The sequence below is a fragment of the Bacillus cereus group sp. BfR-BA-01383 genome (genome assembly GCF_022663495.1).
Taxonomy (GTDB): Bacteria; Bacillota; Bacilli; order Bacillales; family Bacillaceae_G; genus Bacillus_A; species Bacillus_A cereus_AU.
Genome location: NZ_JAKUFP010000002.1, coordinates 1 through 15,545, shown reverse-complemented (window position 1 = coordinate 15,545; position 15,545 = coordinate 1). Strand labels below are relative to the sequence as shown.

Genomic DNA, 15,545 nt, shown 5'->3' with positions numbered 1-15,545 from the left:
TACTACATATGATGAGGTGAAAAAATGCAAGCACATGAAATCGAGTATAAATTATATGGCGATGATATGCAGTTTGTTGAAATTGAATTAGATCCAAAAGAAAGCGTTATTGCTGAAGCTGGCGCAATGATGATGATGGAAGATCATATCGAAATGGAAACGATTTTCGGTGATGGTTCTGGACCATCTGGTGGTCTATTCGGTAAATTAATGGGTGCAGGTAAACGTCTTGTTACGGGAGAAAGCATGTTTATGACTGTATTTACAAATACAGGTCATGGCAAACGTCACGTCTCATTCGCCGCTCCTTATCCAGGAAAGATTGTTCCTGTTGATTTAACAGAATACCAAGGAAAAGTTGTTTGTCAAAAAGATGCATTTCTTTGCGCTGCAAAAGGTGTTTCTATCGGTATTGAATTCACAAAAAAAATAGGTAGTGGTTTCTTCGGTGGTGAAGGTTTCATCATGCAGAAACTAGAAGGTGATGGCCTTGCTTTCATGCACGCTGGCGGAACTGTTTATAAACGTGAATTAAAACCTGGTGAAAAACTTCGTATTGATACAGGTTGTCTCGTTGCTATGACAAAAGACGTTAACTATGATATTGAATTCGTAGGAAAAGTAAAAACGGCTCTATTTGGCGGCGAAGGTCTATTCTTCGCAACGCTAGAAGGTCCTGGAACTGTTTGGATTCAGTCCTTAACACTTAGCCGCTTAGCAGCACGCCTGACAAGCCCAGGAGCTCAAAGCAACGGTGAAGGCAGCGTTTTAGGTGGACTTGGTCGTTTATTAGATGGAAAAGAGTAAAAAGTGCCCTTATTGGGCACTTTTTATTTAGGCGGACTATACAAACTATTTTGGAGCGTATACATTAAGCCAAGCCTCTTCTTCCTCAGCATAAGGAGAAGACACCAATTGAATTGCCTTTCTTTTTCTCACCCTACCCTCCTACTAACAATATATTTACAAAAATCATACTGCCTCATGTAACTGTAAGTTCAAGCATGTTTTCAAAAAGAATGAATCAAGTCCCTCACTGCATATATTGAACTATACCTTTTCTTAAGGAGGGCTTCTAATGCGTACTCCTTTATCCTTTGATAAAGATACTGCCCTACTGTTAGCATCTTGCTGCGATCTAACGTATGAACAATATAAACAAAATGGGATTTTCGAAATACCGGATGGTTTTCAATATGTACAAGGTTTTCAAGGAAAAACCATTCAAACGACAGATTGGTTTGGATTCATACTAGAGTCTGAGGATACGATTATTGTAGCTTTTAGAGGTACACAAACAGATACAGACTGGATTATCGATTCACTCGTCAACCAAAGACCATACCCATACGCTTTAAATAGCGGAAATGTCCATAACGGCTTCCTTTCTATTTATGAATCCTGCCGAGATTCTATTATGGATATGCTCGTATCATTACCAGCCCATAAGAAACTTCTTGCAACAGGCCATAGCTTGGGAGGGGCACTCGCCACACTACACATACTCGATGCACGGATCAACACCGCCTTCTCACAGTATGGACTTTATACATTCGCCTCTCCAAAAGTTGGAGATGTTGCCTTTCGAAATTATTATAAACTACAAGTAGCTAGTAGCTTTCGATTCGTTAATTTATTTGATGTCGTCCCTCTTCTCCCTCCGCGAAATGTCAATTTTAACGATCAAAACTGGGAATATGCACACGTTCATCACAATATGACATTTACGAAAAATACAAAATCCATTACAAATAATCATTCCATTACAACATACAAAACATGTCTGACTTCTCATTTTTAAGCAGTAAACAATTGGAAATTATATATTCGTATACTATAATAATCTATGAAATTATTTTTTGGATGAGGGGACCTTACATGCTAAAATTTATCTTTGCACTTTTGCTCATTGTAATTTTTTCGTTTACAGGTTTCTTTACATTTTCATACTTTGCGACAGGAGAATATGGTGGAAAAGGTATAATATATACCGCTATTCCATTTCTTTCTTAAGCAAAATAAATAAAACGAGCTTAATCCCATTAAGCTCGTTTTATTTTTCTAAGCGATTAAATTTTTGTATTTATTTTCAACCCAAAGTCCTCTCATATACAGTTCAGCACATTTCAACATAATAAAAAAAGTCCCTTCAACAGGGACTTTCACTTAATACAATTTAACCGCATTACCAATACCCCAAATTTCATTACTATACTGCAAAATCGTTCGATCGCTCGCGAAATGACCAGATTGTGCAATATTCAAAATCGACATTTCTAGCCATCTCGTTTGATTCTCATAAGCTCTCCCGACAGCTTCCTGTCTCTCTGCATATGGACTAAAATCTCGAAGAACGAAGTATTCATCGTTTTGAATAACGAGAGAATCGTAAATTGCTTCAAATTCAGCTCCCGACTGTGAAAAGAAACCATTCGTTAACTGATCTACTACTTTTTTAATATGCATATTGTGGTGATAGTAATCACTTGCACGGTATCCACCATTTTGATGGTAATGAAGAACCTCTTCCGCTGTTAAGCCGAAAATGAAACAAGCTTCATCACCGACCCGGTCTTTTATTTCAATATTAGCGCCGTCTAATGTTCCGAGTGTAATCGCACCATTCATCATAAATTTCATGTTACCTGTTCCTGATGCTTCTTTACTCGCAGTTGAAATTTGTTCACTTACATCCGCCGCTGGGAATATATCTTCCGCTAAAGAAACTCGGTAGTTTTCTAGAAATATAACTTTCATATATTGACTTACGTACGGATCATTATTTACTTTTCTTGCGAGTTCGTTTATTAATTTAATAATTTTTTTCGCATAATAATAGCCTGGTGACGCTTTCGCTCCAAAAATAAAGGTACGCGGATAAAATGTAAAACTAGCATCCTCTTTCAAACGGTTATACAAATATAAAATATGAAGAACATTTAATAATTGTCGCTTGTAAGCATGCAGTCTTTTCACTTGCACATCAAAAATAGAATTTGGATCAATCGTAATCCCCATTTTATTATGAATACGATCCGCTAAAATCACCTTACGCTCTTGTTTTACACCCGCAAGCTTCTCTTGAAAACTAGCATCGTGTTGAAATGTTTGCAGCGCTTGAAGCTTAATCGGTTCTTTCTTCCACTCTGTTCCAATCGCCTCTGAAATGAGATTTGTTAGCTGTGGATTTGCTTTCATTAGCCAGCGCCTATGAGCAATTCCATTCGTTTTATTATTAAACTTATCTGGATAAAATTCATAAAACAATCGCATTTCACGCTGCTTTAAAATTTCCGTATGAATTTTCGCGACACCGTTAACGCTATGGCTTCCGACAATTGCTAAATGAGCCATTTTCACAAGATCGTGCGCAATAATCGCCATCTCTTCAATGCGATGCCATTCATAAGGATAACGTTCCCAAAGTTCATGGCAGAAACGTTCATTAATCTCTTCAATAATCATATAAATTCTCGGTAATAACGGTTTGAAAATGTGAATTGGCCACTTCTCAAGCGCTTCTGATAACGTCGTATGATTCGTGTAAGAAATCGTCTGCGTCGTTATGTGCCAAGCCTCTTCCCATGCTAGTTTTTCTTCATCTAATAAAATACGCATCAGTTCTGGAATCGCTAAAACCGGATGGGTATCATTAATATGAATCGCAATTTTTTCATGTAGTTGACGAAGATCACCGTATCTTTCTCTATGCATACGAACGATATTTTGCAAACTTGCTGATACGAGGAAATACTGTTGTTTTAAACGAAGTATTTTCCCCTCATCATGTGTATCATCTGGATATAAAAACTCCGATACCGCCTCTGTTTCGCGCTTATATTTCAAAATATCTTTGCAGTTTTGCGGGAAAGGAACTGGTTCAGCATTCCAAAGCCTAAGCGTATTTACAGTACTCGTCTCATAGCCTACTACTGGAACATCATATGGCACCGCCATAATGACTTCAGCATTTGTATGCCTGAACTCTAAACGCCCGTCAATGTCTAGCGGTTCAACACTGCCGAAATAACTTACTTCTACCGCTTGATCATATCTTCTTACTTCCCATACGTTTTCATGAAGAAGCCACTGTTCTGGAAATTCAACTTGATAACCATCAACAATTTTTTGATCAAATAGGCCATGCTTGTAACGAATTCCACAGCCGTGTCCTGGTAAGTTTAAAGATGCGAGTGAATCAAGGAAACAGGCTGCTAAACGTCCAAGCCCACCATTTCCAAGACCAGCGTCTGCTTCCACCTCTTCTAACTCTTGCAAAGAAATCCCAAGCTCAGATAGTCCCTGCTCACATACATCCCTGATGCCTAAATTTAATATGTTGCTTCCAAGCAAACGCCCAAGTAAAAACTCAATGGATAAGTAATACATTTGCTTTTGCTCTCCAGACCGATAACTTTCATTCGTAGCAATCCATTGACTATTCATATACTCACGTACCATATGACCAAGCGTATTATATTGATCACGTGTTGTAGAGTCTTTAAAACTTTTCCCATACATCGTCTCTAACTTTTCTAGAAAAGCTGATTTGAAACTTTCAACATGAGTAAACATTTTTTCACCACCTACATGTTATTCCATGAGACTTTTATACAATTTCTTATAGGCAAGAGCTGATTTCCCCCAGCTATAATCTTCAGTCATCGCTTGCTTTACAAGCTGTTCCCACACTAGTTTATCGTGATAAAACTCAAGTGCACGGCGAACGGTATACAACATGTCATGTGCATTAAAGTTCGTGAAACTGAAACCATTTCCTGCTCCTGTTTTTTCATCATAAGATTGTACCGTATCGTTTAATCCACCTGTTTCTCTGACAATCGGAATCGTACCGTACGCTAATGCGATAAGTTGTCCAAGTCCACACGGTTCAAACAATGATGGCATTAAAAATAGATCGCTTCCTGCATATACTTGGTGAGCTAATTCTTCATTAAATCCGATATAAACTTTTACCTTCTCAGGGTACTCATATGCCATCCACTCAAAGAATTGTTCATATTCAGAATCGCCCGATCCTAAAATAATACATTGTACATCTTCCTCCATTATTTCACGGAATACGGTACGCACTAAATCAAGACCTTTTTGCTTCGTTAATCTCGTTACCATTGAAATAATTGGTGTATCTTCTTTTTCTGGCAAACCAAAATAACGCTGCAATGCGCGTTTATTTTCATTCTTTTCATCTAATGAATCTGCACTATACTGAGCTGTAATATACGAATCCGTTTCTGGATTATATACGCTCGTATCAATGCCATTTACAATGCCGCTAAGCTTATCATTATATTTTCGCAACAATCCATCTAACTTCTCACCGAAAAACTCATATTGAATTTCTTCTTTATATGTCGGGCTAACTGCTGTAATTTGATCAGAAGCGATGATGCCGCCTTTCATAAAGTTTATATTTCCATAAAACTCTAGCTGCTCACTATGAAAATATTCATCACCAAGCTCTAACAAGTCATACATCACTTCAGGAGGAAATACTCCTTGGAACTGCAAGTTATGAATTGTATATACCGTTTTAATACGCTCATATAACGGGTTATCTTGATATTTTTCACGAAGCAAGAAATTCACCATAGCCGTATGCCAATCATGACTATGAAGAACATCCACTTCAAAATCAAGATGCGGAATACACTCTAAAACTGCTTTCGAGAAATAAGAAAAACGCTCCCCGTCATCATAATGACCGTACAGAGAATCTCTCTTAAAATAATATTCATTATCTATTAAGTAATACGTAATCCCGTCTTGTTCACCTTTTAAAATCCCACAATATTGATTTCTCCAACCAAGAGGAACGTTAATTACTTTATGAAGCGTGCATCCATCTCTTAATTTTTGCGGAATAAGACTATAATTCGGAAGTATAATGCGAACATCCACACCTAATTTTTTCAGCTCTTTTGGGAGCGCACCCGCTACATCAGCTAATCCTCCAGATTTCACAAACGGTACACATTCTGATACTGCAAATAAAATATTCACTTGTTGTCCCACTGCGCGAAAAGCTTATACTACTTCTCTTGCAGCTTCCTCCCTTCGAGTTTTCATTTAAATTAAAACTTTAATCAGTGAGGGAAAAGCCCCCACTGATTCTTCAAGAATAACTATTAATCGTACTATTTTGAACGCTTCCTTTTTCTACAACATACGGCTTATCTGCATTTCCTTTTAACACGACACCGTCACCAATTTTCACGTCTTTATCAATAATAACACCGTCTATTATACAATTATCTCCAATTTGGCTCTTTTGCATAATAATGCTATTACGAACAATTGAACCTTTTCCAATTTTAACAGAACGGGAGACAACACTATTTTCTACTTCACCTTCGATAATACTGCCGTTTGCAATCATTGTATTTTTCACGACTGCTCCCTTTAGATAACGAGTTGGCGGTTCATCCTTTACTTTCGTAAAGATCGGTGCTTCCTTTTTAAATAATTGCTTCCAAATAGCAGGTTGCAAAATTTCTAAGCTATGTTTATAGTAACTTTCAATTGAGTCAATAATAGCTACATACCCTGTATGCTCATACGTAGCAATATGCAGTGATTTTCCGCGCTTTTCTCTCACTACATCAAATAAACTATATTGCTCCACATCTTTATATGTCTCAAATAAATCTAATAATAATTGTTTCTTCAATACATATGTTTGAAGCGAAACGCCATTATGACAAACTTCAGTAATATCAGCTGACGTATGTATATGTCGCTCTAGCACCGCTTGAAAATTTACTGCTGTTACGAGATGGCTATTCGTAATAACAACGTACTCTTCTCTGCTTCTTAGAAAATAATCAATATGTCTTCTAAAATGTGCAAAAGACCCAAATTCATCTTGATCACATTGGCAATTCGGCGGGAATAAAAACAGTCCGTCACGTTTTCTATCTAAATCCCATTGTTTTCCTGAACCAACATGGTCCATTAACGAACGGTTTTTATGGCTTGTAAAAACTGCCACACTATGAATATTAGAATTCACCATATTTGAAAGCATGAAATCAATGAGTCGATAACGGCCCCCAAACGGTAACGCCGCTAGTGAGCGATGCCCTGTTACTTTCTTTAAGGAAGGAAAACTTCCCGTTGCATTAATAATTCCTAACATTTTTTCTCCCATTCATTTCATCCCCCTTTTCTATTTCCCTTCAGCAATTAGTACTACATCGTCAACATTTTTTTCTGGACGAATTATTGTTCCATCTTCAATAACCATTTCCGATCCAACGATCGCTCTTTCAATCACAACATTTTTACCAATCTTCGCTCCTGGCATAACGACAGAATCGATTACCATACTACCTTCTTCCACCGTTACTCCTTGGAATAAAACAGAATGCTTCACGTCCCCTTCAATGACGCATCCTTCATTAATAAGTGATTCTTCTACTTTTGCCTGTTCTGCAATATATTGAGGTGGCTCATTTGGATTCACAGAACAAATACGCCAATTACGATCGTTTAAGTTCAACGATGTTTCATCGCGAAGTAAATCCATATTTGCTTCCCATAAACTTTTCACCGTTCCAACGTCTTTCCAATATCCTTCAAACGGATACGCCATCAGCTTCTTCCCTTCATCTAATAAAAGCGGAAGTACATCTTTTCCGAAATCATTACTAGATTCAGGATTTCTTGCATCCATCTCTAAATACTCTTTCAAAATTGCCCAGTTAAAAATATAAATTCCCATTGATGCAAGATTACTTCGTGGAAATTGCGGTTTTTCTTCAAATTCAACAATTTCCATCTCTTCATTCGTATTCATAATGCCAAAACGACTCGCTTCATCCCATGGCACTTCAATCACAGAAATTGAAACGTCCGCTTCTTTCTCAATATGGTAATCTAGCATTTTGCTGTAATCCATTTTATAAATATGATCGCCTGATAAAATAAGGACATATTCTGGTTCATACTGACTTAAATAGTTTAAGTTTTGATAAATAGCACTTGCCGTACCTGTATACCACTTCACACCTGAAGACTCCGCATAAGGAGGTAATACTGTGACTCCACCATTTACACGGTCAAGATCCCAAGCGCTTCCGATTCCGATATAATTGTGGAGTTCTAACGGTTGATATTGCGTCAAAATCCCCACCGTTTCAATACCAGAGTTCGCACAATTACTTAATGTAAAATCAATAATGCGATATTTACCACCAAATGGAACAGCTGGCTTGGCTAAATTTTTTGTTAATGCACTTAAACGACTACCTTTTCCCCCTGCTAGTAACATTGCTACGCACTTTTGTTTTTGAGCCATCTTGTTTTTTGCTCCCCTTTCTCGTCTTCACTGGTCGTAATATGGATACGCCAAATGGTGGAATTGTAATTTCTACATGTGCCGCTTGATTATGATACGGTTCTAGAATCGTCTTGAGACGTTTCTTATTCACTTGCCCCGATCCGCCATATTGCTGGGCATCACTGTTTAAAATCTCGTTATAATACTCGAAATCTGGTACACCTACTTTATAGTTTTCATATGTAGCTTTCGTAAAATTACATACGACAACTAACGCATCTTCTTGCTTATCCCCTTGGCGGATAAACGAGAAAATACTTTGCTCATTATTATTAGCATCAATCCACTGAAATCCTTCAGGTGAATGATCAAGCTGCCAAAGTGGTTTGGAGCGCTTATACAATGCTATGAGCTCTTTAAAGTAATCATGCATATAACGATGCATTTCAAAATCATGTAAATTCCAATCTAAATCTTCAAGGTCTTTCCACTCATCAAACTGACCGAATTCTCCACCCATAAAGAGTAACTTCTTACCTGGATGAGTAAAGAAATATCCATATAATAAACGAAGCTGAGCAAACTTATCCCAGTAATCTCCCGGCATTTTATTTAATAACGACTTTTTCCCATGAACGACTTCATCATGAGAAAGCGGTAATATGAAGTTTTCAGAGTAAGCATATATTAAAGAAAATGTCATTTTCTCATGAATATGTTTCCTATACTCAGGTGCACATTCCATATATTTCAGCACATCATTCATCCAGCCCATATTCCATTTGTAATTGAATCCAAGCCCACCTTCATAGGTTGGGGCTGTTACAAGTGGCCAAGCTGTTGAATCTTCTGCTGTCATAAGAAAGTCTTCATCTTCTGCAAACACGGCTTCATTTAACTCACGTAAAAATGAAACAGCATGCTCATTACTTTGCTCTTGCCCTTCTTTATTCCAGTACAGCATATTCGCAACTGCATCTACCCTGAAACCATCAATATGGAAATACCTCATCCAAAATAACGCATTTGAAATTAAGAAATTGCGCACTTCTCTCTTTCCTAAATCAAAATTGACAGTTCCCCATACTAGGTTTTCTTGCACATCTTTATCTTTATATTCATAAGTCGGTGTCCCATCAAACAAATATAAACCGTGAGCATCTTTACAAAAATGCCCCGGCACCCAATCTAAAATGACACCGATTCCATATTTATGACATTCGTCGACAAAATACATCAAATCATGTGGCGTGCCGAATCTACTCGTGGCTGCATAATATCCCGTTCCTTGATATCCCCAAGAACGATCATACGGATGCTCAACAAGTGGCATAATTTCAATATGTGTAAATTGATGTTCCACCACATACGGAATGAGTTCTTCTGCCATTTCCCTGTAAGAATACAGAGCTCCATCTTCTTTCTTTTTCCAAGAGCCAAAATGCAATTCATAAACTGTCATCGCTTCTTTATAAACCGATTTTTTCTTTTTCTTACGATTCCAGTTTTTATCATTCCATTCATATCCCTCTATATCAAAAACTACAGATGCCGTATTCGGTCTTACTTCTGCATATACTGCGTAAGGATCTGCTTTTAAAATAACAGCACCGTCCAGTGTTTCAATCGCATACTTGTATATCTCATTCTCTGCAATATGCGGTACAAACAAGGACCAAATCCCCTCTTCTGTCACTTGTAGCATCTTATGTTGCTCATAATCCCACTCATTAAAATTTCCAACAACACTCATTGCTTTCGCATGAGGAGCCCATACTGTAAATCGTACACCTCTCATCTCATCTTCCGTCACAACATGTGCGCCAAAGATGTTATAACTTTCATAGTACTTTTCTGTATGAAACTCATCTCGTTTCACTTCTTCACAATTTATTACACTCAATATGCTCACCTCACTAAGATGACAGAATTTTTTATACTTTAAATCATTTCTGCGAAAAACTGAAATATCCTTGTTAATTTATAAAAAATATACGTTTTTTTCTTAAAAACGTTGATTTTTTTTTCACATTTCTATATAAAATATCGAATTTTGACGAATATTCATTGCAAACGCTTTATTTCCCCTTACTATTTCTCACCTTCATTATTGCTCAATATTTATTTTATTGGTTTTCTCCTGTTTTTCACGCAATTTTCAACATGAATTACAAACAAAATAATCCTTCATAAAAAATGTTTCTCAACATTTTTTGTCACAAAGTTTATTGAAATGTAAAATTCATAAGCACACATTTATTCTAAGTAAAGAACAACGCACTTTTACAACTACAATTCATACTGAAATGCTGATATAAAACATTTATTAGGGGGCTTTCTTCTATCCTTAAAACAAAAAATAGGAATGGGAGCTGTCACTGTTTATCACTTACATTTGGTGGTGTATTCGCCTATTTCAAGCCGTCTCACAACGAAATTAGGATTAACACCTAAAAAATAATAATAAAGAGCACTCTATTTAAGGTAGAGTGCTCTTTTTCTATAAACGACCCTTATCCAGCAAAAGGGGTATATTGGGGATATACAAGGGAAACTGGAAAAGGAATTTATATTAAATTATATGAATTCAGAGATAGGAAGCAGTTTCCCACCTCTGAATGATTTAGCAATTATTATAGTACTGGTGCCATTGTTTCTTTTAATACTTTTACAGAATGAGCGAATTTCGCTTTTTCTTCTTCATTTAGCTCAAGTTCTACGATTTCACGTACACCTTCGCGGTTAATAACAGCTGGAACACCTACGTAAGCATCTTTCTCACCGTATTGGCCTTCAAGGTATGCAGATACAGTTAATACGCTGTTCTCGTTGCTTAAAATAGCTTTAGTTACACGAAGTAGTGACATACCGATTCCGTAGTAAGTTGCACCTTTACGTTCGATGATATGGTAAGCTGCATCGCGTACATTTTCAAAGATTTTATCTAAATCTTCTTGGTTATATTGTTCGTTGTTCGCTAAGATTGTTTCTAGTTTTTGTACACCTACAGTAGCGTGGCTCCATACTGGAAGTTCAGTGTCACCGTGCTCACCAACGATGTAAGCATGAACGTTACGTGGATCTACATCTAAGTAGTCGCCTAACATGTAACGGAAACGAGCAGAGTCTAAAGTAGTACCAGAACCAATTACGCGCTCTTTTGGTAAACCAGATTCTTTCCAAGTTACGTAAGTTAAAATATCCACTGGGTTAGTTGCGATTAAGAAGATTCCATCGAATCCGCTATCCATAATACCGCGAACGATTTGTTTAAAGATCTTTGTATTTTTCTCAACTAAGTCTAAACGAGTTTCACCTGGCTTTTGTGGTAATCCAGCAGTGATAACAACTAGATCTGCATCTTTACAATCTGCATAGCTACCGCTCCAAACTTTTGTTGCTGCTGGAGAGAATGGTACCGCATGGCTTAAGTCCATTGCTTCTCCTTCTGCTTTTGCTTCATTAACATCTACAAGTACGAATTCTTCAGCTACACCTTGGTTGATCATTGAGTAAGCGTAACTACAACCTACAGCTCCTGTTCCTACTAATACTACGCGATTGATACCTTTTTTCATGGCAATTTCCCCTCTCAATTGTTTTACATATATTTTTTATTATTGTTTAAGTAAGTAATTAAAATACTAATTTAATGTTGTTTAACTTCTTTACATTCATATTGTAGCATGGATTATTGTGAATTACTTCACAAATTATGACCTATTTGTGAACATTTTCACATAGAGTGTAAAGTTGTTGGAGTAGGTGTGGGATCAATCCCAATTTATGCGTTTTATTTTGATTGTGAAAGAAGGGATTAGATGTTCTCCGATAAATGAAATTATATTAACGATTTTCCCAATATATCTATCATAACTTTAAATATATCAACGATTTTTCAATTATATCTATCGTAACTCAAAATATCTCAACGATTCGACAAGGGATATCGATTTATCAACAAAACTCGATAATAATAACAACATCAAAGAGCTGGCTCCAATAGATCACCTATTGAAAGACAGCTTCTTCTATATTATTTATTTTTTGCAGCATTACTTTTATAGATTTCTATAAGGGGGCACCATACATTGCCATCAACTTAAGAAATTGGCATTTCCCCATATCGAAAAAAATGAGCTGAATTATTATAAATAACTCTGGAAAGATAAAATTTTTATTTTGGGGATACTTCAAAATATTAGCCTGATGGACATAGGTATCACCACATGTCCATTGATTAAAGAAAGAGCCTATTATTAACCCTACTCTTTGGGTCGGAAGAGGTGCTATAGATGAATGTAAAGACATATAGGGCTCAAGTATTTTCTTGGTCTAAGGAGGCCAAGGTAGAAATTGTAGAACTCATTTCCGCCGGCATAGGTATGGCCGGACCTGTTCTGTTCGCCACAGTTCAAGGCTATCCGGCTCTTGGTTTTGCTGCATCGTTCGGCAGTTTGGCAGTTAGTAGCGTGAAAGTCGGTTCGAGTTTTATAAATCACGGGAAAAAGTTGGCATCAGCGCTGATATCAGTAGTGCTCGCTGCGATTGCTGCTTTTCTCTCTTTCGGACATGGCTATCTGACATTTGGAGTCTTGATCCTGCTGGTAAGCCTTGCTGCGTTAATTGGCGGATATAGTCGTGCCTTGGCCGTGGCAACAACACGCTTTGTCATATTCCTGATTATCATCCTCAACATGGTCGACCAGACGGAGTACCCGATGGAACTAATTTTTTCAATCTTAGCAGGGGCGGTTTGGACCGTCAGTATCAGCTTGGTGCTAGGCATCTGGGTACACCGTTGTTTTAAATCATCGCTGGATGGAGCTGTGAAAGGGCCAACATCGAAAAAAATCATTCTATGGCGGAATTCTCTTGCACACCTATCCGGTTGGCAATTCCCAATCAGGCTCGCATTATGTCTAAGTATAGCTGAGGGTTTGCGAATACTTTGGCCCGAGCACCACTTCTATTGGATTGCAATTACCGTAGCGATCCTTACTGAGCGGAAAATAGAACTCTTTCCAATCAAAACAACACAACGAGTGCTTGGTACAGTAATCGGCGTGATTTTTGCGAGCTTGCTTCTCGCAACTAGTCTACCAATTTGGGGGTTAGTTATAAGTATCGGGCTATTCGCAGGTGTTCGACCTCTTCTAAAGGTTCGAAATTATCTTGTATACTCTGCAACCATGATCCCGCTCATTATTTTGATCATGGAAGCCGGCAAGCCGTTCCAGTTTATCATTCTGTTCGACCGTGTATTTGCAACCCTTGTCGGTGCAGTCATCGTGATTGCAGTGAACTTGATATTCAGTAGAGCGATGGCGAAATCAGTGTAAAGGTGGTTATCTAGCGGAAGATGCTTTAATATTCCGGGTATCTTTTCCAGTTAAACAAAATCCCCCCCTAAAATGAAAAAATACGCTATTCTTTCTGTAGAATCATAAGAAAGGATGGCGTTTTTGTATGTCTATTTCTGTATCTGATGAATTCCAACTATTTGCTAAAGAACTATATGAACATCTTACTCCTTCACTTTTAGAAAATCTTGCTAGAGAACTAGGTTTTGTACAACGGAAACGTAAGTTTTTAGGTCATGATTTAGCTACTATTTGTATCTGGATTAGTCAACGGGTATCCATTGATTCATTCTCAAAAATCTTGCCGCCTATCCAAGGCGGAATAGTTTATCTGTAACATTACGTGAGATAAGAAGGATTGAAATGACTTTATATACATTAGAATGGTTGCAGAGTCCTGAGCTTAGAAGACGTGTACAGGTTGGTTTAAATAAAGGTGAAGCAAAACATGCACTTGCTCGAGCTGTATTCAAAAAAAAGCAGACGATTCAACGTCCACTTTTACACAACAAAAAAGAGATAGCAGATTATGCTATCTCTTTTAGTATGACCCGTACGGGATTCGAACCCGTGTTACCGCCGTGAAAGGGCGGTGTCTTAACCACTTGACCAACGGGCCAGTTCTGGCAGAGAAGAAGGGATTCGAACCCTCGCACCGCGTTCGCGATCTACTCCCTTAGCAGGGGAGCCCCTTGAGCCACTTGGGTACTTCTCTATAATATGGCTCCGCAGGTAGGACTCGAACCTACGACCGATCGGTTAACAGCCGATAGCTCTACCACTGAGCTACTGCGGAATAATTATGGTGGGCCTAAATGGACTCGAACCATCGACCTCACGCTTATCAGGCGTGCGCTCTAACCAGCTGAGCTATAGGCCCATAATTGAAAAGCGGGTGAAGAGAATCGAACTCTCGACCAGAGCTTGGAAGGCTCTTGTTTTACCACTAAACTACACCCGCATTAAAATGAAAATGGTGAGCCATGAAGGATTCGAACCTTCGACCCTCTGATTAAAAGTCAGATGCTCTACCAACTGAGCTAATGGCTCATTTTGAAAGTGGTGCCGGCTAGAGGACTTGAACCCCCAACCTACTGATTACAAGTCAGTTGCTCTACCAATTGAGCTAAGCCGGCTTGCGACTTCAAAATGGTGGCTCGGGACGGAATCGAACCGCCGACACGAGGATTTTCAGTCCTCTGCTCTACCGACTGAGCTACCGAGCCTTATTAAAATGGCGGTCCCGACCGGGGTCGAACCGGCGATCTCCTGCGTGACAGGCAGGCATGTTAACCACTACACCACGGGACCATTTGGTTGCGGGGACAGGATTTGAACCTGCGACCTTCGGGTTATGAGCCCGACGAGCTACCGTACTGCTCCACCCCGCGATGATATAATATTAAATTTAGAAAAAATGGAGGAGGTAGAGGGATTCGAACCCCCGCGCGACTCTCGCCGCCTGTCGGTTTTCAAGACCGATCCCTTCAGCCGAACTTGGGTATACCTCCGAGATATAAACCTTTAGTGGTGGACCTTGTAGGACTCGAACCTACGACCGGACGGTTATGAGCCGTCTGCTCTAACCAGCTGAGCTAAAGGTCCTTTATGGTAGCGGCGGAGGGGATCGAACCCCCGACCTCACGGGTATGAACCGTACGCTCTAGCCAGCTGAGCTACACCGCCATAAATGATATTAAAATAAGTGGAGCCTAGCGGGATCGAACCGCTGACCTCCTGCGTGCAAGGCAGGCGCTCTCCCAGCTGAGCTAAGGCCCCATGTTTTTTGGGAATATCGGGAAGACAGGATTTGAACCTGCGACCCCCTGGTCCCAAACCAGGTGCTCTACCAAGCTGAGCCACTTCCCGTTAATAAAAGC

Annotated in this window: 10 protein-coding genes, 15 tRNA genes and 2 pseudogenes; 6 read left to right on the top strand and 21 right to left on the bottom strand. The window is 38.7% G+C overall.

The window, feature by feature from the left end; translation table 11 throughout:
* Positions 1-24: 24 nt before the first annotated feature.
* The 3 genes from MR065_RS02270 to MR065_RS27410 all read left to right on the top strand — a co-directional run bounded on the left by MR065_RS02270 (position 25) and on the right by MR065_RS27410 (position 2,013).
* Positions 25-807: a TIGR00266 family protein gene (locus MR065_RS02270; RefSeq protein ID WP_242212320.1), complete on the top strand. Its 783-nt coding sequence runs from the start codon at positions 25-27 to the stop codon at positions 805-807.
* Between the two features lie 271 nt (positions 808-1,078).
* Complete coding sequence (locus tag MR065_RS02265) at positions 1,079-1,801, top strand: lipase family protein (RefSeq protein ID WP_097904761.1); 723 nt, start codon at positions 1,079-1,081, stop codon at positions 1,799-1,801.
* Positions 1,802-1,878: 77 nt separating this feature from the next.
* Positions 1,879-2,013 carry a hypothetical protein gene (locus MR065_RS27410; RefSeq protein WP_097904762.1) on the top strand — a complete coding sequence of 45 codons (135 nt, stop codon included), beginning with the start codon at positions 1,879-1,881 and terminating at the stop codon, positions 2,011-2,013.
* Between the two features lie 153 nt (positions 2,014-2,166).
* On the opposite strand, the gene glgP is transcribed toward MR065_RS27410, so the two are convergent.
* The 6 genes from glgP to MR065_RS02235 form a co-directional block, all read right to left on the bottom strand.
* On the bottom strand, positions 2,167-4,575 hold the full coding sequence (gene glgP / locus MR065_RS02260; RefSeq protein WP_242212319.1) for a glycogen phosphorylase: 2,409 nt from the start codon (positions 4,573-4,575) through the stop codon (positions 2,167-2,169).
* A gap of 18 nt (positions 4,576-4,593) precedes the next feature.
* Positions 4,594-6,024, bottom strand: a complete 1,431-nt coding sequence (gene glgA / locus MR065_RS02255) for a glycogen synthase GlgA (protein ID WP_242212318.1) — start codon at positions 6,022-6,024, stop codon at positions 4,594-4,596.
* A gap of 112 nt (positions 6,025-6,136) precedes the next feature.
* Entirely contained in the window at positions 6,137-7,171 is a 1,035-nt protein-coding gene (gene glgD, locus MR065_RS02250; protein ID WP_097904764.1) for a glucose-1-phosphate adenylyltransferase subunit GlgD, read from the bottom strand.
* An 18-nt stretch (positions 7,172-7,189) separates the two neighbouring features.
* Positions 7,190-8,320 carry a glucose-1-phosphate adenylyltransferase gene (gene glgC / locus MR065_RS02245; RefSeq protein WP_097904765.1) on the bottom strand — a complete coding sequence of 377 codons (1,131 nt, stop codon included), beginning with the start codon at positions 8,318-8,320 and terminating at the stop codon, positions 7,190-7,192.
* Complete coding sequence (gene glgB, locus MR065_RS02240; RefSeq protein ID WP_242212317.1) at positions 8,268-10,205, bottom strand: 1,4-alpha-glucan branching protein GlgB; 1,938 nt, start codon at positions 10,203-10,205, stop codon at positions 8,268-8,270. Before glgB ends, glgC begins: the two co-directional genes overlap by 53 nt.
* 730 nt (positions 10,206-10,935) lie before the next feature.
* On the bottom strand, positions 10,936-11,880 hold the full coding sequence (locus tag MR065_RS02235; RefSeq protein WP_000715332.1) for an L-lactate dehydrogenase: 945 nt from the start codon (positions 11,878-11,880) through the stop codon (positions 10,936-10,938).
* Between the two features lie 717 nt (positions 11,881-12,597).
* Here MR065_RS02235 and MR065_RS02230 point away from each other — a divergent pair.
* From MR065_RS02230 to MR065_RS02220, 3 genes and pseudogenes are all read left to right on the top strand, one after another.
* Positions 12,598-13,644 carry an FUSC family protein gene (locus MR065_RS02230; RefSeq protein ID WP_242212316.1) on the top strand — a complete coding sequence of 349 codons (1,047 nt, stop codon included), beginning with the start codon at positions 12,598-12,600 and terminating at the stop codon, positions 13,642-13,644.
* Between the two features lie 127 nt (positions 13,645-13,771).
* Positions 13,772-13,966: pseudogene (locus tag MR065_RS02225) on the top strand (IS4 family transposase); the annotation flags it as partial.
* A pseudogene (locus MR065_RS02220) lies at positions 13,966-14,136 on the top strand (Tn3 family transposase); the annotation flags it as partial. The pseudogenes MR065_RS02225 and MR065_RS02220, both read left to right, overlap by 1 nt.
* Before the next feature lie 76 nt (positions 14,137-14,212).
* Here MR065_RS02220 and MR065_RS02215 read toward each other — a convergent pair.
* The 15 genes from MR065_RS02215 to MR065_RS02145 form a co-directional block, all read right to left on the bottom strand.
* Positions 14,213-14,284, bottom strand: a tRNA-Glu gene (locus tag MR065_RS02215).
* Positions 14,285-14,289: 5 nt separating this feature from the next.
* Positions 14,290-14,380 (bottom strand) — tRNA-Ser (locus MR065_RS02210).
* Between the two features lie 6 nt (positions 14,381-14,386).
* A tRNA-Asn gene (locus MR065_RS02205) sits at positions 14,387-14,461 on the bottom strand.
* Between the two features lie 7 nt (positions 14,462-14,468).
* Positions 14,469-14,545 (bottom strand) — tRNA-Ile (locus MR065_RS02200).
* Between the two features lie 10 nt (positions 14,546-14,555).
* Positions 14,556-14,626 (bottom strand) — tRNA-Gly (locus tag MR065_RS02195).
* A 13-nt stretch (positions 14,627-14,639) separates the two neighbouring features.
* Positions 14,640-14,715 (bottom strand) — tRNA-Lys (locus tag MR065_RS02190).
* A gap of 10 nt (positions 14,716-14,725) precedes the next feature.
* Positions 14,726-14,801, bottom strand: a tRNA-Thr gene (locus tag MR065_RS02185).
* A gap of 14 nt (positions 14,802-14,815) precedes the next feature.
* Positions 14,816-14,891 (bottom strand) — tRNA-Phe (locus MR065_RS02180).
* 9 nt (positions 14,892-14,900) lie between these two features.
* Positions 14,901-14,976: transfer RNA gene (locus tag MR065_RS02175), tRNA-Asp, on the bottom strand.
* A gap of 3 nt (positions 14,977-14,979) precedes the next feature.
* Positions 14,980-15,056: transfer RNA gene (locus tag MR065_RS02170), tRNA-Met, on the bottom strand.
* Between the two features lie 27 nt (positions 15,057-15,083).
* A tRNA-Ser gene (locus MR065_RS02165) sits at positions 15,084-15,176 on the bottom strand.
* A gap of 17 nt (positions 15,177-15,193) precedes the next feature.
* Positions 15,194-15,270: transfer RNA gene (locus MR065_RS02160), tRNA-Ile, on the bottom strand.
* A gap of 4 nt (positions 15,271-15,274) precedes the next feature.
* A tRNA-Met gene (locus tag MR065_RS02155) sits at positions 15,275-15,351 on the bottom strand.
* A 20-nt stretch (positions 15,352-15,371) separates the two neighbouring features.
* A tRNA-Ala gene (locus tag MR065_RS02150) sits at positions 15,372-15,444 on the bottom strand.
* 16 nt (positions 15,445-15,460) lie between these two features.
* Positions 15,461-15,534: transfer RNA gene (locus MR065_RS02145), tRNA-Pro, on the bottom strand.
* Positions 15,535-15,545: the final 11 nt, after the last annotated feature.